General features: G+C 69.1%; 18 protein-coding genes. 5 read left to right on the forward strand and 13 right to left on the reverse strand.

Going from position 1 to position 18,181, the window contains the following annotated elements; all coding sequences use genetic code 11:
* Positions 1–42: 42 nt before the first annotated feature.
* From AC5RWG_RS03165 to ffh, 8 genes are all read right to left on the reverse strand, one after another.
* Entirely contained in the window at positions 43–282 is a 240-nt protein-coding gene (locus AC5RWG_RS03165; RefSeq protein WP_493977361.1) for an RNA-binding protein, read from the reverse strand.
* A complete protein-coding gene (rpsP, locus tag AC5RWG_RS03170; RefSeq protein ID WP_493977360.1) occupies positions 282–710 on the reverse strand; it encodes a 30S ribosomal protein S16 in 429 nt (142 codons plus the stop codon). The genes AC5RWG_RS03165 and rpsP overlap by 1 nt, the downstream gene beginning before the upstream one ends.
* Positions 711–939: 229 nt before the next feature.
* Positions 940–1,425, reverse strand: coding sequence for a hypothetical protein (locus AC5RWG_RS03175; RefSeq protein WP_493999966.1), 486 nt, complete (start codon positions 1,423–1,425; stop codon positions 940–942).
* Between the two features lie 69 nt (positions 1,426–1,494).
* Positions 1,495–2,382: a VOC family protein gene (locus tag AC5RWG_RS03180; RefSeq protein ID WP_494128258.1), complete on the reverse strand. Its 888-nt coding sequence runs from the start codon at positions 2,380–2,382 to the stop codon at positions 1,495–1,497.
* Between the two features lie 64 nt (positions 2,383–2,446).
* Complete coding sequence (locus AC5RWG_RS03185) at positions 2,447–3,706, reverse strand: eL24 family ribosomal protein (protein ID WP_494166392.1); 1,260 nt, start codon at positions 3,704–3,706, stop codon at positions 2,447–2,449.
* On the reverse strand, positions 3,703–4,443 hold the full coding sequence (locus AC5RWG_RS03190; protein ID WP_494129099.1) for an alpha/beta hydrolase: 741 nt from the start codon (positions 4,441–4,443) through the stop codon (positions 3,703–3,705). The genes AC5RWG_RS03185 and AC5RWG_RS03190 overlap by 4 nt, the downstream gene beginning before the upstream one ends.
* Before the next feature lie 10 nt (positions 4,444–4,453).
* The gene (locus AC5RWG_RS03195; RefSeq protein ID WP_494129100.1) at positions 4,454–5,011 is read right to left on the reverse strand and encodes an NUDIX hydrolase; all 558 of its coding nucleotides are present in this window, start codon (positions 5,009–5,011) and stop codon (positions 4,454–4,456) included.
* Between the two features lie 294 nt (positions 5,012–5,305).
* On the reverse strand, positions 5,306–6,892 hold the full coding sequence (ffh, locus tag AC5RWG_RS03200) for a signal recognition particle protein (RefSeq protein WP_493999971.1): 1,587 nt from the start codon (positions 6,890–6,892) through the stop codon (positions 5,306–5,308).
* A 311-nt stretch (positions 6,893–7,203) separates the two neighbouring features.
* Between ffh and AC5RWG_RS03205 the strand changes: the two genes are divergently transcribed.
* Entirely contained in the window at positions 7,204–8,598 is a 1,395-nt protein-coding gene (locus AC5RWG_RS03205) for a glucose-6-phosphate dehydrogenase (RefSeq protein WP_494129102.1), read from the forward strand.
* 42 nt (positions 8,599–8,640) lie between these two features.
* Here AC5RWG_RS03205 and AC5RWG_RS03210 read toward each other — a convergent pair whose 3' ends face one another.
* The 3 genes from AC5RWG_RS03210 to AC5RWG_RS03220 form a co-directional block, all read right to left on the reverse strand.
* Entirely contained in the window at positions 8,641–10,497 is a 1,857-nt protein-coding gene (locus tag AC5RWG_RS03210) for an HNH endonuclease signature motif containing protein (RefSeq protein ID WP_494166393.1), read from the reverse strand.
* Positions 10,498–10,896: 399 nt separating this feature from the next.
* A complete protein-coding gene (locus AC5RWG_RS03215) occupies positions 10,897–11,235 on the reverse strand; it encodes a P-II family nitrogen regulator (protein ID WP_493977352.1) in 339 nt (112 codons plus the stop codon).
* The gene (locus tag AC5RWG_RS03220) at positions 11,232–12,536 is read right to left on the reverse strand and encodes an ammonium transporter (protein WP_494166394.1); all 1,305 of its coding nucleotides are present in this window, start codon (positions 12,534–12,536) and stop codon (positions 11,232–11,234) included. Before AC5RWG_RS03220 ends, AC5RWG_RS03215 begins: the two co-directional genes overlap by 4 nt.
* A gap of 271 nt (positions 12,537–12,807) precedes the next feature.
* On the opposite strand from AC5RWG_RS03220, the gene AC5RWG_RS03225 reads away from it, so the two are divergent.
* Positions 12,808–14,073, forward strand: coding sequence for an MFS transporter (locus AC5RWG_RS03225; protein WP_494012313.1), 1,266 nt, complete (start codon positions 12,808–12,810; stop codon positions 14,071–14,073).
* Positions 14,074–14,164: 91 nt separating this feature from the next.
* Complete coding sequence (locus AC5RWG_RS03230) at positions 14,165–14,977, forward strand: hypothetical protein (RefSeq protein ID WP_494166395.1); 813 nt, start codon at positions 14,165–14,167, stop codon at positions 14,975–14,977.
* An 82-nt stretch (positions 14,978–15,059) separates the two neighbouring features.
* Here AC5RWG_RS03230 and ftsY read toward each other — a convergent pair whose 3' ends face one another.
* Complete coding sequence (gene ftsY / locus AC5RWG_RS03235) at positions 15,060–16,268, reverse strand: signal recognition particle-docking protein FtsY (protein WP_494012982.1); 1,209 nt, start codon at positions 16,266–16,268, stop codon at positions 15,060–15,062.
* A gap of 112 nt (positions 16,269–16,380) precedes the next feature.
* Here ftsY and AC5RWG_RS03240 point away from each other — a divergent pair, with 112 nt between their 5' ends.
* On the forward strand, positions 16,381–17,157 hold the full coding sequence (locus AC5RWG_RS03240; RefSeq protein ID WP_494166396.1) for a glutamine amidotransferase: 777 nt from the start codon (positions 16,381–16,383) through the stop codon (positions 17,155–17,157).
* Positions 17,154–17,621, forward strand: coding sequence for a GatB/YqeY domain-containing protein (locus AC5RWG_RS03245; RefSeq protein WP_494166397.1), 468 nt, complete (start codon positions 17,154–17,156; stop codon positions 17,619–17,621). The genes AC5RWG_RS03240 and AC5RWG_RS03245 overlap by 4 nt, the downstream gene beginning before the upstream one ends.
* 16 nt (positions 17,622–17,637) lie before the next feature.
* Here the strand turns inward: AC5RWG_RS03245 and AC5RWG_RS03250 are convergent, their stop codons facing one another.
* Positions 17,638–18,138 (reverse strand): ASCH domain-containing protein, encoded by a 501-nt coding sequence (locus AC5RWG_RS03250; RefSeq protein ID WP_494012317.1) that lies wholly within the window; start codon positions 18,136–18,138, stop codon positions 17,638–17,640.
* Positions 18,139–18,181 lie beyond the last annotated feature (43 nt).

Below are 18,181 nucleotides of genomic sequence, written 5' to 3' on the forward strand. Positions count from 1 at the left end.
GAATGGGTGCCCGGCTCGATGCCGGGCAGGCGCCGATCCGGATCAGCGGCGGCGGTCGGTATCGACCACATCCACGCGGACCTGGTCATCGGCCAAGGCGTTCACCACGGTGCGCAGTGCGCGGGCGGTGCGGCCCTGGCGGCCGATGACGCGGCCCAGATCCTCCGGATGAACACGCACCTCGATGATGTCACCGCGGCGGTTGCTCTTCTGCGTTACCTTGACGTCGTCAGGACTGTCAACGATCCCGCGGACCAGATGATCGAGCGCTTCGGCCAGCATTACTCAGCCTTTTCGGCTTCGTCTGCGGCTGCTTCCTCGGCCGGAGCCTCGGCAGCTTCTTCCTTCTTGGCCTTCGGGGTGATGGCCTCGGGGACGATCACGGAGTCCTTTTCGGGAGCCACGAAGGCTTCCTTGGCAGCCTTGGTCTTGAGGGTGCCTTCCTGGCCCTCAATGCCCTTGAACTTTTGCCAGTCGCCCGTGATCTTGAGCAGAACTTCGGCCTGCTCGGTCGGCTGGGCGCCGACGCCGAGCCAGTACTGGGCACGCTCGGAGTTGATCTCGATGAACGAGGGCTCTTCGGTCGGGTGGTACTGCCCGATCTCCTCGATGGCACGGCCGTCGCGCTTGGCGCGGGCATCCATGACAACGACGCGGTAGTGGGCAGAGAACTTCTTACCGAAGCGCTTAAGGCGAATCTTTACGGCCACTGTTGTGGTCACTCCTGGTTCTGAAAATGGGCGAACCCGTATGTCTGCTCCCGTGGGGCGGGCCATGGTTGGGGTTCAAAGGACAAGATACACACGCGGAGAGAGGGGCCGCGCAGATCGAGTACCTGTCTATTGTGCCAGATGGGAACCAATCCGCGCGACTTGGCGACGGCGGCGCGTTGCCACCGGTTCGGCGGCAGGCACTTCAGGCCGCTCGACCCGGGAAACGTCAGGCTTCGGCGGTCGTGGACCAGACGTAGAGCTGCTGGCGTTCGGCCTGCTCCGCCAGCGACGCCAGCTGTGCAATCCGGCGCACGTTGTCTTCGGCGATGGCCCCGCTGAACGGCATGTCCTCTTCCGCGGCCCACCGCGAGGCAACCTCCGGGATCAGGGAGGCACCGTCGTCGTCGGTGTAGGTCAGCAGTTCGGCCAGCGACTGGACCATGGCATCCGGGGCGACCATCAGGTAGTCGCTGGAGACGTCGGCCATGTCCAGGGCCTCGCCGCCGGCGGCGCCGACGGCCTTCGCGGCCAGGCCGCCGAGGATCTCGACCTCAAGGTCGGTGACCCCGTTGAGGCGAAGGCTGGGCGCATCCTCGACCTCGGCCATCGGCCCGTCGGTTTCCCCGCGGGAGTCGACGCTGGCCTCAAGCTCGGCGGCGCGCCGGACGGCGACATCGTGGGTGGCGACGAAGATTTCGGTGGTTCCGGACATCTGCAGGTCCTTCCGCGGCTAGACCGAGTGGTACCTCTTCAGCCTAGCCGCACCGGGCGGGATTCCGCCTCAGCCGACGGCGACGCGCAACTGGTTGCGCCACGGGTCCTCGAAGCGCAGCTCGGCCCCGGTGTGGTGGTGGGCGATGCCGGCGCTGGTGAGGCGTTCGGTCAGGGCGCCGACCTCGTCCTCGGTCGGCACGTGGATCAGCACCTCGCCCAGACCCAGGGTGTCCTTGCGCGGCCCGGCGCCGCGGCTGTTCCAGACGTTCATGGCCATGTGGTGGTGGTAGCCGCCGGCGGCGACGAACAGTGCCTGGCCGTGCCAGCCGGCGGTGCGTTCGAAGCCGAGGGTCTTCACGTAGAATTCCTCGGCGACGTTGGTGTCGCCGACCTGCAGGTGCACGTGGCCGATCCCGGCGCCGGCCTCGCGCTGGGTGGACAGCGACTCCTCGGTCAGGTGGCTCTGCAGGTAGGTCTGGGGGTTCAGGGCCAGGCTGTCCATGTGGACCTCCTTGCCGTCGGCGGTCTCGTTCCAGGACCACTGGTCGCGGGGGCGGTCCCAGTAGAGCTCGATGCCGTTGCCCTCCGGGTCGGTGAAGTAGAACGCCTCGCTGACCAGGTGGTCGGCGCTGCCGGCGAACCGGGAGGGGTCGGTCTGCGCCGCGGTGGCCACGGTGGCGGCCAGGTCCGACTGGTTCTCGAACAGGAAGGCGGTGTGGAAGAGGCCGGCTTCGCCGCGCGACGGCAGCTGCAGCCCGTTGGCCGGGGCCAGGTGGAGCAGCGGCGTGGTGCCGCGGCCCAGGTAAACCCCGCCGAGTCCCTCGGAGACCGGGTCCAGTCCCAGCGCCCGCTGGTAGTAGTTGGTCATGTTCTTCATGTCGCCGACCTTGAGCATCACGGTGCCCATGCTGAGGTCGGCCGAGAGCAGGTCCTGGGGGTTTACTTGAATGTTCATGCAATTAACAATACTTGAAGCTTCACGTTTATTCCAGTCCGAACGCCTGCCGGTGTATCAGTGGTCAGCGGCGGCGCCGGTACGCCAGGTAGCTGCCCAGGGCCACGTCTCCGGCCGCCTGCAGCACCAGCCCCAGCGCGCCCGCGCGCAGGAACCGGGAGCTTGCGGGCCGGCGTCCGGCGGCGCGCAACAGCAGGGCGGCGCCGGTGGCGGCCGCTGCGGCGCTGCCGGCCAGCAGGGCCGGGCGCGCGACGACGGCGCGCTGCCACGCCGCCAACGGGCCCCTGCCCTCGGCCGGAGTGCTGGCCAGTTCCAGCAGCGCCTTGCCGATGGACTGGACGGGAATCGATTCCATCCCGGGGACCCGGTCGGGCTGCAGCGACCCTTCGGCGAGCCGGGCGGCGATCGGCGGCAGTTGCAGCAACTGGCCGGCGCGGGCCAGGATTCCGGGCTCGTCCGGGGAGGACAGCAGGTCCTGCAGCCCCTCGACGGCGCCCGGTTCCAGGCCCAGCACATCGCTGAGCCGTTGCGTGTCGGGGCCTTCCGGATGCACGATCCGGCCGAGCAGCCGCAGCGCCTCGGCGTCGGCCCGGGACGCGGAAGGGAACGGCTTGGCCGGCGCCTCCCAGGCGTGCCAGAAGCTGGTGTCCGGGTCGCTCCGCGTGCCCGGCAGCCATGCCTCGACGGCGCGGAAGCCGTCCAGGTCCATCAGCGCCACGATCGGTTTGGCCGAGGCCGGCCAGTTGTAGAGCCCGGGCGCGGCCTCCCCGTAGACCAAGACGATCCGCTGGCCGGGTGCGGCCCGGTCCGGCGTGCCCTGCGTGCCCGGCGTGCCCGCATCGGGCTCCAGGACGTGGAGTTCCACGCCGTTGAGGGCGCCGAACATCATCAGGTCCTCGCGCCGGAACCGGCCCACCAGCACGGTGCGCAGCTCGGCGGCGTCCGGCGCTTCGAGCTCCTCGGCCTCGTCCGGTTCCGGCATCTCCTCCACTTCCAAAGCCGCGTCCGGTGCCGGTGCCTCGTATTCGATGCCGTCAATCTCCACGGCCGCCCCCAGGTCGGCAGAGAGCCCGCGGACCAGGGCCGCGACGTCGGGCCCGGGCACTGCCCGGCCGGCCGGATCCAGGACGGCGGCGCGCTGTTCCCCGTTCACGGCCAGGAGCACGGAGACAACGCTGTCGCCGGCCTGGGGGGCGCCGCCCGCGAAGGCACCGAGCAGCGAACGGTCGGTGAGCTGCTGCTGCAGGGCGGCCACGCCCGCTTCGTCCAGCGGCCACGGCCACCACAGCTGTCCTGACGCCGGTTCCCAGGCTGATTCATTCATAGCTCCACGCTAGCAACCTCTGATGAGTCCGGCAGTGTTGCCCCGGCCAGGAAGGCCGCCAGCAGGGCATGGCCCCGGTCCGTGTCCTGCGGGCGGTGGTGCCCGCCGGCGTGGCGGTGGACGGCGCCGGTGGCGGCCAGGTATTCGGCCACTTCCTCGTACAGCGGTTCCCAGCCGCCGGTGACCACCAGGGTGGGCAGGCCCGGGACGATGTGCAGCGGCGCCTGCCAGGGCGGCGCCTGCAGGCGGACCCGCATCGCCTGTGCCCGGTCCGCCACGGTGGCCAGCGGCAGCGCTTCTGCGCCGACTACCAGCCGGACGAAGGCGCGCTGGTATTCCTCGTCGGTCAGCTCCCGCCGCGCGTCGAACAACGGCTCCAGCCGCTCGCGGTAGGCACGGGTGGCCGGCAGGTCCGCGGTCAAGGACAGGCAGGCGGGTTCGAACAGCGTGAGCGAGTGCACCCTGCCGGGGTGTTCGACCGCGGCCATCATCGCCGCGACGGCACCCTGGGCGTGAGCGACGACGTGGGCACCCGGGCCGAGGTGCCGGCCGACGATCCGGGCGTCCTCGTCAAAGTCGGTCGGCCGGGGCTCAGCCTGCGGATCAAACCCGTGGCGGCGCAGGAACAGGCAGTCGTAGCGTCCGGCCAGGCGGTGCTGGCGCGGCCAGGCGGCGGCCCCGAAGCTGTCGGTGCCGTGGACAAAGACCACCCGCTCCCCGCTGCCACTGACTGCCATGGGAGAAATACTAAACGCCGGAACCCACGGTTCCCTTGGAGTCGCCGGCGGCCTCCGCCGCCCAGACGTGGGGCACCAGTTCTCGTTCCGGGACGCGCAACTGCCCTGTCCGCAGCGGCTGCCCGTGGCGCAGTTCAACCACGGTGAGCAGTTCGTGGGCCCGGAGCCCAGCGGTCAGCTGGGCGGAGTGCGCCGGGTCCAGGACAGCTTCGGCCTGCTCGACGGGCAGGAAGACCGCCTGTCCCCCGGCACCGGCGGCGAGCTCACCGCCGTCGTACGTTCCGCCGTCGTACACGAAGGTAATGGCTTCCGCGGCTTCGCCGTCCAGCGGCTGGTAATCCAGTGCGAGGATGCGCCCGGGCGGTACGAGCAGGGAGGACTCGGCGAGCACCCGGGCCGCTGCCGCGCGCGGGTCTTCGCCGGGCCGGACCGGCGCCGCCGGTAGCCGGGGCCCGCCGGGATTGTCCACCAGCACCACGGAGCCGCCGACACTGCGCACGATCACCGCGACGGTGTCCCGCCGCTTTCCGGGCTGGCCGTCGTCGTCGCCGCGTGCCTGCTCTGCCACAAAACTCCTTCGCTGCGCTGCCGCCGGTGGCCGGTTGTCGCCGAGCGAATGGGCCGCCCGTGCAGAGAAGCCGCGTAATCCGCCGGTCCGTGTCCCCCCGTTGAAACGATTCGACAACCAGCTTACCTTCCGGAGGATGGAAAGCGCGGCGCGGCGTGGATAAGCGCCCCCGCCGGCGGAATGGCAAATGCCCCGCCGAGAATCGACGGGGCATTTATCTGCAGCGGTACAGCCTTCGCGGTAGGCCTTCGCGGTAGGCCTTCGCGGTAGGCCTTGGCGGCTACAGCTTCGGGGCTACTTGCCGAGGAACTTTTCGAATCCCTTGGGCAGGTTCAGCGCCGACGGGTCGAAGTCCTGCCCGTCCTGCGGGACGCCGAAGGCGCTTCCGGCGGGAACGGAGGCCTTGTTCTTCCGGCGTTCCTCGGCCTCGCGCAGCTCCTGTGCCGCCTTGGCCGGGTTGCCGGAGCGGGCCTTCTTCTTGCCCTTCGCGGTTTGCTGCTTCTTCCGGGCGCCACCGAAGCCACCCGGCCCGGCCACGCCCGGCATACCCGGGATGCCGCCGCCCTGGGCCATCTTCTTCATCATCTTCTGGGCCTGGCCGAAACGCTCCAGCAGGCCGTTGACCTCGGACACGTGCACGCCGGAGCCCTTGGCGATGCGGGCTCGGCGGGAGCCGTTGATGATCTTCGGGGCAACGCGCTCGTGCGGGGTCATCGACCGGACGATGGCCTCCACGCGGTCGATTTCCCGTTCATCGAAGTTCTCCAGCTGCTGGCGCATGTTGGCGGCGCCGGGCATCATCATGAGCATCTTCTTCATCGAGCCCATTTTTCGGATCTGCTGCATCTGGGCGAGGAAGTCGTCCAGGGTGAAGTCTTCCTGGTCGGCGAACTTCTGCGCCATCCGCTCGGCTTCGCCCTTGTCCCAGGACTTCTCCGCCTGCTCGATCAGGGTGAGCATGTCGCCCATGTCGAGGATGCGGTTGGCCATCCGGTCCGGGTGGAAGATCTCGAAGTCGTCCAGGTTTTCGCCGGTGGAAGCGAACATCACCGGTTTGCCGGTCACCGACGCGACGGAGAGCGCCGCGCCGCCGCGCGCATCGCCGTCGAGCTTGGAGAGGACAACGCCGGTGAAATTGACGCCTTCGTTGAACGCCTGCGCGGTTTTGACCGCGTCCTGGCCGATCATCGCGTCGATCACGAAGAGGACTTCGTCCGGGTTGACGGCGGCGCGGATGTCAGCTGCCTGCTGCATCATCTCGGCATCGACGCCGAGTCGGCCGGCGGTGTCCACGATGACGACGTCGTACAGCTTTTGCCGCGCCTCGGCCACGCCGTCGCGGGCCACGGCCACCGGATCGCCGGTAACGGCGTCGAACTCGGACTGCACGCCCGGGTGCGGGGCGTAGACCGGCACGCCGGCGCGCTGGCCGTTAACCTGGAGCTGGGTCACGGCATTGGGCCGCTGCAGGTCGGCCGCCACCAGCAGCGGGCTGTGGCCCTGGCCCTTGAGCCACTTGGACAGCTTGCCCGCCAGGGTGGTCTTGCCGGCACCCTGCAGGCCGGCAAGCATGATCACCGTCGGCGGGGTCTTGGCCAGCTTGATGCGCCGGGTCTCCCCGCCGAGGATCTTGACCAGCTCGTCGTTGACGATCTTGACGACCTGCTGCGCCGGGTTCAGGGCCGCGGAGACCTCTTCGCTGAGCGCGCGTTCCTTCACGTGGGCCGCGAACTCGCGCACCACGGGCACCGCGACGTCGGCGTCGAGCAGGGCTCGCCGGATTTCGCGAACGGTGGCGTCGACGTCGGCCTCAGACAGCCGTCCCTTGCCGCGCAGATTCTTGAAGGTCGAGGCCAACCGGTCAGAGAGTGAATTGAACACGCGCCGTGTCTACTTTCGTCGATCTGGTTCACAGTCCCCGGGCCGCGCCGGAGTTCAGCACTTAAGGGTATCAACTGGCGGTGGCAGCAGTCGCGCCGGAAATCGCGACGATGCAGCCGTCGGCTCATATCCCGCTGAGGCACCGCGGCAAGGAGGAACGCCGGTGGGGTCCGAAGCTCGCCGGCCCATGGACCGTTCCCCCTGCCGTACAGCCGTGGCAAGGTGGGAACGTGAGCGTTGAACAGACCCAGACACAGGAAAAGACCCAGCCCGAGGACGTGTCCGCCCCCGCAGCCGAGGGGCCGCTGCAGATCCGGACGTTGCTGATTTTGGGAGCTTCCGGCGATCTGACCGGCCGGCTGCTGCTGCCCGGGCTGGGCAAATTGATCGCGCAAGGCAGGACCAGCGGACTGAAAGTAGTGGGCGCCGGCTCGGATGACTGGGACGAGGGCAGGTGGCAGGAACGCGTCCGCGGCGCCTTTGATTCCTGCGCGGTGGACGCGAACGACGACGGACGGCGGCAACTGCGCGACGTCCAGGAAAACACGCGGTACCACTCGGTGGACGTGACGGCGGAGGGCGCACTGGCGGAATTGCTGGCCGCGCTGGATGGCCCGGTGGCCGTGTTCTTTGCCCTGCCGCCCGCGGTCAGCCAGAAAGCCTGCGAGCTTCTCCGGCCCGAGGACGTGCCGGAGGGAACACGGCTGGTGTTGGAAAAGCCGTTCGGCTCCAGCCGTGAATCGGCCGCATCGCTGAACAAGACGCTGTTGAAGCTGGTGCCGGAGGACCATATCCATCGGGTGGACCACTTCCTGGGCAAGGCAACGGTCTTCAACATCCTCGGCCTGCGCTTCGCCAACCGCCTGCTGGAGCCGCTGCTCAGCAATGAACATGTGGCGAAAGTCGAGATCTTCTACGATGAGGGGCTGGCCTTGGAGGGTCGTGCCCGTTACTACGACGGGGCCGGCGCGCTGCGTGACATGATCCAAAGCCACTTGTTGCAGGTGATGGCGCTGACCGCCCTCAACGCCCCGGCCACCATCCATGAGCGGGACCTGCGCGACCATATCGGCAGCGTCCTGCGCGCAAGCAGCGTCAACCCGGATTTCGGCAAGAGCACTCGACGTGCCCGCTACACCGCCGGCAGGATCGGCGACCGCGACATCCCGGACTACGCCGACGAACAGGGCGTGGACCCGGCCAAGAAGACCGAAACCCTGGCCGAGGTTGAAGTCTCGATCAACAACTCCCGGTGGTCCGGCGTGCCGTTCATCCTCCGCTCGGGCAAGGCTTTGGGCAAGCCGCAGAAGGAAGTAATCATCACCTTTAGGCCGGTCAACCACCTGCCGACGGGCTTTAAGGGCATCGACGCCCCGACGCGGCTGCGGATCGGGCTCGGACCCGAAACCCTTCAACTTGAGATCGATGTGAACGGTCCCGGGGACATCTTCACTCTGGACCGGGCGGTCATGAGCGCCGACCTGCACTCGGCCGATCTGTTGCCCTACGGCGAAGTGTTGGAAGGCGTGCTGCGCGGCGACCCGCTCCTGTCCGTCCGCGGGGATACCGCCGAGGAGTGCTGGCGGATAGTCGAGCCCGTGCTGAAGGCCTGGGAAAAAGACGAAGTGCCGCTGGAAGAGTACGAAGCGGGCAGCAACGGTCCGGCCGGTTGGTCAACTTCCCGGAGCGACAGGCCGCTCCCCTAGCGTAAATAAGGCCGCCAATTACCTGGAACGGTGGCGGGGCGTCTAGAACGGTGGCGAGGTGTTGTCCCATGGGCCGTCCCTGGCTTCGTCGCCGCCGGTGTCGCCCTCGCCGCGGGTACAGTCCCGGGGACTTTTGGCCCCGTTAACTCCGTTTTCCGTGGCTTCTTCTGCGCCGGGTGTTGCGGGGAGCGTGAGTGTCCAGCCTAGGTCGGGGTTGGTGGTGTGGGTGTGGCCGGAGCGGGTGGTGAAGTGGAGGGTCCCGTCGGGGTCTTGGGTGACGGTTCCGCCGCCGTGGTGTTTGGTTTTGTGCCCGGGTTTGCATCTGGCGCTGAGATTTTCCATGACTGTTGTGCCGCCGTCTTCCCAGGCGATGGTGTGGTCGATGTCGCAGTGGTCGGCGGGGACGGTGCAGCCGTAGTCGCGGCAGTGGCGGTCGCGTAGCCGGACGAGGCGTTTGAGCCATTCGGGCGGGGTGCGCAGGTCTTTGGCGACGGCGGCTGCCTTGCCATAGTCATCGGTGAGCACGATCAACCAGGATTTGGCGAGCGCGGCAAGGTCGCGGGTCATGCCCGGCGGGATCGGCCCGTAGCCGGTGAGGTCGCCGGGGTCTTCGGCGAGCCGGAGCAGGGTGTGCAGGGGCGCGGTGACGGCGACGGAGGCGGTCACGTTCCCGCCCCCGCAGGTGCAGGGACCCTGCCCTGCCGTCCCTCCGGCTGCCGTGTTTCGGGCGGTGCACGCCGCAACGTCCGCGTCCGGGATTTCTGGGCCGGTTTTCTCGGGGGCGCCAGGTGGAGCGGCTGCCGTTGTCATTGCCGTTGCGTTCGTTACAGAGCCGAGCACGGTCCCGGATCCGGCAGCAGTTCCGGAACGGCTTGCTGCTCTCGGTCCGGCTGATGCTTGGGTGGCCGCTGTTCCGCAGTTGTCGGTGGCCGTCTGGGTGGCGGCTGTGTCGCCGGCGGCGGTTCCGGCGGCTGTTTCGTCGGCGGCGGTTCCTCTGGTTGTGGCGGGCTGGTAGGCGTGGCCGGGGTAGCGCAGGAGCATGTCGGTGAACACGTCGGCGCGGAGTTGGCCCAGGGTGCGGGTTTCGTCGACGGTTTGGAGTTTGCGGGCGTGGGCCTGCATCAGGTTGTAGGCGAGCAGGGCTTTGTCGGCGCTGGTGCGGATGTAGAGTTCGGCCATCCCGTCGTCCTGGGGCTGGTAGTGGACGGTGCGGCGTTCCATCGCGGCCCGGTGCCGGGTCTCGAGGGGTTCGGGGTGCAGCCGGTCGCGGACTGTGCGGGCCCGGGCCTGCACGGATTCCAGGGTGATGGTCCCGGCGCCGGGAACAACGCGGGCTTCGTAGCCGGCCAGGGCCTCGGGCGGCAGGCCGGCGCCTTTGCGGGCGATGGCGGTGGCGCGGGGCAGGTCGAGGTCGCCGTTGTCCAGGGCCGCGAGGGTGGCGGGCAGGCAGGTGGCGATCTGGTGTGCGTCGGCCAGTTCCGCTGCCGCGCGTTGGCGGGGCACGGCCAGGATGGGTGCCAGCTCGGCGGCGGCGTGCCGGCAGATCCCGTCCGGTGCCCCGGCGTCGGGCCCGGTTGCCGGGCGGAGCACGGCCAGGCGGTGCAGGGCCCGCAGCCTGCGGGACTGGGTCCAGGCCTCGTGTTTGCGCACCGCCTGGAGGTAGTCGAGGGTCGACCAGTCGTCCAGGGCCGCGGGGTCGGTGCCGGCGAGCAGGCCTGCCAGTTCCGCCGGTCCCAGCTCCTGCCAGTCGTCCGCCCACCCCCGCGGGACCGGTACCGGTTCGGCGGCACCATTGTCGGGCGCGGCACCGTCGTCGGGCCCGGCACCGTCGTCGGACGCGGCAGGGGAGCCGGAGGATTCCTCCGGCTCCTGTGCCTCGTCCAACGGTTCCGCTGCCATACTTCAACGCTACGCAGCCCACGCCCCGGGTAGAACGGGTCTTCGAGGAAAGTGCATAACCTGCCCCCGACACCTGCCTGTGTAGGACAACTCAGCCGGCGAATGGCTGAACGGGAAACCGTCATTCCCTGTGTAGGACAACTCAGCCAGCCAATGGCTGAACGGGGAACCGTCCTTCCCTGTGTAGGACAACTCAGCAGGCTAACGGCTAAACGCGAAGCCGACGGGTGCGTCTCGAGGGGAAACCAGCCCACCGTCATGCGACGAAACCGCGGCACCGCCGCGGTTTCCGGGCCGCCGCAGACACCGCGAGTGCACCCGCGCACAGGAAGACCCGGTTGCTCCGGACGCCGCAGGGGCGGCCGGAACAACCGGGCCAGGGAACCGAAGGTTCCAGTCCTAGATGGCAGCCTCGCCGCGTTCGCCCGTTCGGACGCGGACCGCTTCCTGCACATCCACCAGCCAGACCTTGCCGTCGCCCGCGCGGCCGGTGTTGGCGGTGGCCACGAGGACGTCGACGATGTCGTCGGCCAAATCGTCCGCCACCAGCACCTCGACGCGGACCTTGGGCAGCAGGTCCACCGTGTACTCGGCGCCGCGGTAGACCTCCGTGTGGCCGCGCTGCCGCCCGTACCCGCTGGCCTCACTGACGGTCAGCCCTTGGACCCCGTAGCTTTCCAAGCTGTTGCGGACTGCCTCCAGCTTTTCCGGCCGGATGATTGCGGTAACCAGTTTCATGCGTTGACCTCTTCCTTGATCGTGCTGCGGGCGCTGGGGTCGGTTGCCGGGTGCGGGATGAATGTTCCGCCGGTGCCCAGGCCGCCGAATTCGTAGGCGGATTCGGCGTGCTGGGCGAGGTCCACGCCGGTGACCTCATCCTCTGCAGTCACCCGGAAGCCAAGGGTCTTGTGGATCGCCAAGCCGATGATCAGGGTCAGCACGCCAGAGAACACCATGGAGACCAGCGCCGCCACGGCCTGCGCCCCCAGTTGGGCGACGCCGCCGCCGTAGAAGAGACCACCGCCTGCACCCTCGACCGGAAGGGCGATGAAGCCCAGGGCCAGCGTTCCGACCAGGCCGGCAACCAGGTGGACGCCCACCACATCCAGCGAGTCGTCGTAGCCCAGCCTGTACTTCAACCCCACCGCCAGCGCGGCCAGCACGCCCGCCACCAGGCCCAGACCCACCGCCCCCAGGGGGGATACGTTGGCGCAGGCCGGGGTGATGGCCACCAGACCCGCGACCACACCCGAGGCCGCCCCGAGGGACGTGGGACGGCCGTCGCGAAGGCGCTCGGTCACCAGCCAGCCCACGATGGCGGCTGCCGGGGCGGCCATGGTGTTGACCCAGATCAGCCCGGCTTCCTCCGCCGTGCCCGCCGCTCCCCCGTTGAATCCAAACCAGCCGAACCACAGCATCGCTGCGCCGATCATCACCAGCGGGATGTTGTGCGGGCGCTGTGCAGGGTCCTTGCCGAAGCCTCTGCGCTTGCCCAGAATCAGGGCCAGGACCAGGCCCGCTACACCGGCATTGATGTGCACCACCGTGCCGCCGGCGAAATCGATCGCCTCCCCGGCCCAGGCGCCGATGGCTCCCTCCGCCCCCAGCAAGCCGCCGCCCCAGACCATGAAGGCCAGCGGGCAGTAAACCAGCGTGACCCAGACCGGCACGAAGACCGCCCAGGCGCTGAATTTTGCCCGGTCGGCGATGGCGCCGGAGATGAGTGCCACCGTGATGATCGCGAACGTGGCACCGTACCCGGCGCTGATCAGGTCAGGGGTGCCAAGCAGCCCTTCCAGGCCGAACGCGGCGAACGGATTGCCGAAGAGCTGGGCCACGCCCTCGCCCCCGCTCATCGAGTAACCCCACAGCACCCAGACCACCGCCACCAGCGCGACGGCGGAAAAGCTCATCATCATCATGTTCAGGGCCGATTTGGCCCGCGTCATCCCGCCGTAGAAGAATGCCAGTCCCGGCGTCATGAGCAGCACCAAGGCCGCCGAAATCATTACCCAGACGTGACCTGCCGACAGATCCATGTTTCACGTCCCCTCGTTCGTTGGCGGGTAATTTCCCACCGATGAACCAAGACTGACGACGGCGTGTTTCGGCCAGCAAGATGCTTCATTGCGGCCGCGTTACAAGAAGCCCGCGCAGGTAAAACCGGTGCAACCGGCGTGTTTCGGCAGTGTTTCGCGCGGCACCGAGAGCGGCACAGAGCGGCGGCACAGAGTGGCATAGAGGACGACGGCGGTGCGCGGCCCGGCGTTGACACCGAGCCGGCGCGCGGGTCGGGCTACGCTGGTTGGCATGCCAGTTTTCCGCCGCACGGCGCGTCAGTTTCGCCTGTCCGGCCACCAGCGACCGGGCAAGCCGGCACCCACTCCGATTCCGCGCGACATCAAGGTCCTCGTTGCCGCTGCCTTCGTCATCGCGCTGGGATACGGACTGGTGGCTCCGGTCCTGCCTCAGTTCGCCGCGAGTTTCGACGTCGGTGTCGCGGCTGCCAGCATCATCGTCAGCGTGTTCGCCCTCGCCCGGCTGGTCTTCGCGCCGGCGGGCGGCGCCCTGGTGGGCCGCTGGGGTGAACGCCGGGTCTACCTGACCGGGCTGCTGATAGTCGCCGCTTCGACCGGCGCCTGCGCGCTGGCGCAGGACTACTGGCAGCTGCTCATCTTCCGGGGCCTGGGCGGCCTCGGCTCCACCATGTTCACGGTGTCGGCCATGGCGCTGATCCTGCGGCTGGCCCCGCCGGACGGCCGCGGCCGGGTTTCCAGCCTGTATGCCGGCACGTTCCTGATGGGCGGCATCCTCGGCCCGGTGGCCGGCGGCCTGCTGGCAGGATTCGGGCTGCGGATGCCGTTCGTGGTCTATGCCCTCGCGCTGCTCGTGGCGGCCGCCGTCGTCGCCGTCATGCTCAAGAAACCCGCCGCCCGCACGGCCAACGACGCTCCGGCTCCCGAGGCGATGGATCTGCGCGAGGCGCTCTCGGACCCGGGGTACCGGGCCGCCGTCGTGTCCGCCTTCGCCAACGGCTGGGCCACGTTCGGGGTCCGCATGGCGCTGATTCCGCTCTTCGCCGCGGCTGTGCTGGGCGCTGGCCCGGAGACCGCCGGGCTGGCGTTGGCCGTCTTCGCGGTCGGCAACGCGCTGGCGCTGACCTTCTCCGGCCGCCTCTCGGACACCGCCGGACGCCGCCCCCTGGTGGTCGCCGGGCTGACCGTGGCCGGGCTCGCGATCGCAGCCATCGGGTTCACCGAGTCAGTTCCGGTGTTCGTCGCAGCTTCGGTCATCGCCGGTTTCGGGTCCGGACTGCTCGGACCGGCGCAGCAGGCCGCCGTCGCGGACATCATCGGCAACGACCGCAGCGGCGGCAAGGTGCTGGCCGTCTTCCAGATGGGCACCGACGCGGGCGCGATCATCGGCCCGGTCTTGGCCGGAGCGCTCGCCGACCGGCTCAACTACGCCTGGGCCTTCGGGGTCACCGGCGCGATCATGCTGGCGGCGGCGCTCCTGTGGCTGCTCTTCGGCCGCGAGACGCTGGTGAAGCCCCAGGAGGAACCTGCGGCGGGCTGATCCCGGCAGCGAACAACCCTGGAAACAGCTGTTAGCCCCACCTGGATTCCAGCGGTAGCCAGGCGCCGCGTTCGCCGCTAGTCTCTGATCCATGACCGTTGGGGGACGCGTTGTGGCGGCGGTGGCCGTCGTGTTTTGGGCCGTACTGCCCGGGTTCGGACTGACCGACTTGTCGACCATGTTCGTCGAAGATTCCTATTTCGCCGAGGTTGCGGCGCTGGAAACCAGCTGGGGCGTGCTCACCACCTTCGCCGTCGCACTGGCTTTCGGCTGGGCGGCGTTCCGGCCAAGGGACATCGCGCCGGTGCTCGCCCTGCTGTGGCTGACGACGGCGGCGCTCCTCTTGGGTGCCCTGCTCGGCGCGAGCCCCGGACCCGTGGTGATGGCCGCGGCACTCGGCATCATGTCCTGGGGCCTGTGGTGGTCGTCCCGGCGCGCCGGGACGCGCTTTTCGGCGCCGCGGATGGCGGCGGACTGGCCGCTGATGGTGCTGGCCGTGCTGGCCCTGCCGTTCTGGGCCGCCTACGCCTGGTACGCCGTCGGGGTCTCGCGTGCCGCGGGCTCGAAACCCGAGTACTGGACCATGGGCATAGACCACTGGCCGGTCCAAGGCGCCCTGGGCATCACGCTGGCCGCCGCCGGCCTGCTGCACGCGCTCTGGCCGCCCGCGCGCGCATTGCTGCGCACCGTGCTGGCCTTCAGTGCCGTCTCGCTGGGCACCAGCTGGCTATTGGGGCCGGAAACAGGAGGCAGCGTCGACGTCACAGTGCTGGCCGTCGCGGCACTTGTCTGGGGGCTGCTCATCGCGCTGCGTGTCGCGGGCCCGGAGTCGGCCGCCGGTGAAAAACCCGTCACGGCGGCCGGGGCGGTCAGCGACGGGCACACGACCGAGAGTGACGCATGACTGGCAGCGACGGGCACCGGCCGGACAGCGACCGGCGCCCGTCCGGCAGCAACGCCCGTTTGGCGGACCAGGCCAGCTGGCGCTAGTTCAGCAGAGCGTCCACGAAGTCCTCGGTCTCGAACGGCGCCAGGTCGTCGGCGCCTTCGCCCAGGCCCACCAGTTTCACCGGCACGCCGAGGCTGCGCTGGATGGCCACGACGATGCCGCCCTTGGCGGTGCCGTCCAGCTTGGTCAGCACGATGCCGGTGATGTTGACGACGTCGGCGAACACCTTGGCCTGGTTCAGGCCGTTCTGGCCGGTGGTCGCGTCCAGCACCAGCAGCACCTCGTCCACCGTGGCCTGCTTCTCGATCACGCGCTTGACCTTGCCCAGTTCGTCCATCAGGCCCACCTTGTTCTGCAGGCGCCCGGCGGTATCCACCATGACCACATCGACTTCCTGCTCGATACCGGCCTTCACCGCCTCGAAGGCGACGGACGCGGGATCCGCGCCATCGACGTCGGACTTCACGGTGGGCACGCCCACGCGCGATCCCCAGGTGGCCAGCTGCTCGGCCGCGGCCGCACGGAAGGTGTCCGCGGCGCCGAGGATCACGTCCTTGTCCTCGGCCACCAGCACGCGGGCCAGCTTGCCCACCGTGGTGGTCTTGCCGACGCCGTTGACGCCCACCACCATCATCACCGCGGGGCGGTCGGCATGGCGCATCACGGCCAGCGATCGGTCCATGGACGGGTCCACAAGCTTGATCAGTTCCTCGCGCAGCATGGCCTTGACCTGCTCCGGGCTGCGGCTGCCCTCCACCTTCACGCGGTCCTTGAGCGCGTCCACGAGTTCCATCGTCGGCTCGGTGCCCAGGTCGGCCAGCAGGAGCGTCTCTTCGATTTCGTCCCAGACGTCGTCGTCGATCTTGTCGCTGGCGAGCAGCGCCAGGAGCCCCTTGCCCAGGGCGTTGTTGGACTTGACCAACCGGGCGCGCAGCCGGGACAGGCGGCCCTGCACCGGCGCCGGCGTCTCCACCGGGATGGTCTCCAGCGCGGCGGCGTCCTCCGGAATTTCGACGTCGGCCGGCGGCAGTTCCTCCTCGGTCGGTGCGCCGAGGGGCGGTGCGGGGGCCGTCTGTCCGCGGGGCGCTTCCAGGGTGCCGGTACCGCCCCCGGTCGGCGGCATGGCCGGGTCGTTCGCGTCCCGGGTGGTGGTGTATGTGCCGGGCGGGGTCCTGCGGCCCCGCAGCAGCAGCGTTGCCACCAAACCGATGACGACAATGGCGATAACTACGTAAATGATGATCATGGTTGCGTCCACGGTTCCTAGCCTAGCCGCTGACCGTTCCGCGTCACGGGTCGGGCGGCGCGGCCGGACATCCACGTTCCAAGGCCCGGCGCAGCGACTGTACGATCAACGCATGAAGCCGTTCCTGCTCCTGGCCACGCGTGCCGAAGACACCGCAGCCGATGAGGAGTACGCGGCCTTCGCCCGTTTTGGCGGCCTGGAACCGGGCCAGTTGCAGCGCGTGCGGCTGGAGGCCGGACCAATGCCGGCCATCGATCTGGACGATTACAGCGGGATCATCCTCGGCGGCAGCCCGTACACCTCCAGCGACGACGACGCGTTCAAGTCCGCCGCCCAGCTGCGCGTCGAGGCCGAGCTGGAGCAGCTGCTGGACACCGTCGTCGCCCACGATTTCCCGTTTCTGGGCGCCTGCTACGGCGTCGGCACCCTGGGCCGGTACGGCGGCGGCGTGGTGGACCGGCAGTACGGCGAGCCGATCGGCGAGGCGCAGATCGTGCTGACCGACGACGGCGCCGCCGATCCCCTGCTGGCCGGCCTGCCCCGCGAGTTCGGCGCTTTCGTCGGCCACAAGGAGGCATGCTCGGTGTTGCCCGCGGGCGCAGTGCGCCTGGCCGGGTCCGAGCACTGCCCCAACCAGATGTTCCGGCTGCAGGACAACCTCTACGCCACCCAGTTCCACGCCGAGTTGGACGTCGACGGCCTGCTGACCCGGATCTGGATCTACCGCGACGCCGGCTATTTCCCGCCGGACCAGGCGGATGCCGTCATGGAACGGGTGCGCGGACGCACCGTGACGATCCCGCAGCGGATACTTCGCAACTTCGTCACCCGCTACGCCACCGACCGACACAGCACCCACCGAACCCCACCGGAACGAGGAACCGAATGAGTTTGAAAGAGCAACTGCAGGCCGACGTCGTCGCCCACATGAAGGCAGGGAACAAGACGGCCCTGACCACGGTGCGCAACGTTTTGGGCGAGATAGCAACCAAGGAAAAGTCCGGCAAGACGCCGGTGGAGCTGGACGATGCCCAGACCACCGCGCTGCTGCAGAAGGAAGCCGCCAAGCGCCGCGACACTGCCCGCATCTACGCGGAAGCCGGAGAGCCGGAGCGGGCCGCCGCGGAAACCGCGGAAGCCGAGGTCATCGAGGCGTACCTGCCCCAGCCGCTCACCGAGGCCCAAATCGCCGAGATCATCGATGAAACGATCGCTGGACTTAAGGCCGCCGGCGTGGAGCTGTCCATGCGGCAGATGGGAGCGGTGATGAAGCCGGTCACCGAGAAGGTGGCTGGCCGCTTCGACGGCAAGGCCGTCAGCGAGATGGTCCGGGGGCGGCTGGCGGGGCAGTAACCAAAGCGGTGAAAGGTCAGTCCGCCAACTCCGGCGGCCAGACGATCCGGAAGCGCTCGAACACGACTTCGTTGTCTCCGCGCCACTCGATCCCCTGCGCGGCACAGACCCGCTTCCAGTAGATCAAGTGCTGCTCCAGCCAGGTCGAGCGCTGCCGGTCGTCTTCGGCCTCATCCCAGGCGAACGCGTCGTCCACGCTGTCCGGCGGCCCCAGCCGAAGCTCGGTGGAGCGCAAAATGACCCGGGGCTTGCCCGAGCCGTCGCAGGCCACCCAGTGGTCCCCGATCCGCGGAAGCCGTTCCCCCTGCCGGTGGAATTCGGCCACCAGCGCGGCCGTGGCGCGCTTCGGGCCGGCGATGACCAGCCCCAGCAGCGCGTCCGCGAGCGCGGCACTGTCGCCGAAATGGTCGACGACGGCTTCCTCACCGGGGCTGATGGCTTCCGGCCGCGCGGCTGCGTACTCGCTCCACATCTGCAGGGCGGCATCACGGTCGGGGCTGGCGCACGGTGTAGTCACCGTCGAATCCTAGCGGGATGGCCGCCCCCGAAGGATCCTGGGC

It is taken from the genome of Arthrobacter sp. Y3221160, assembly GCF_059092585.1.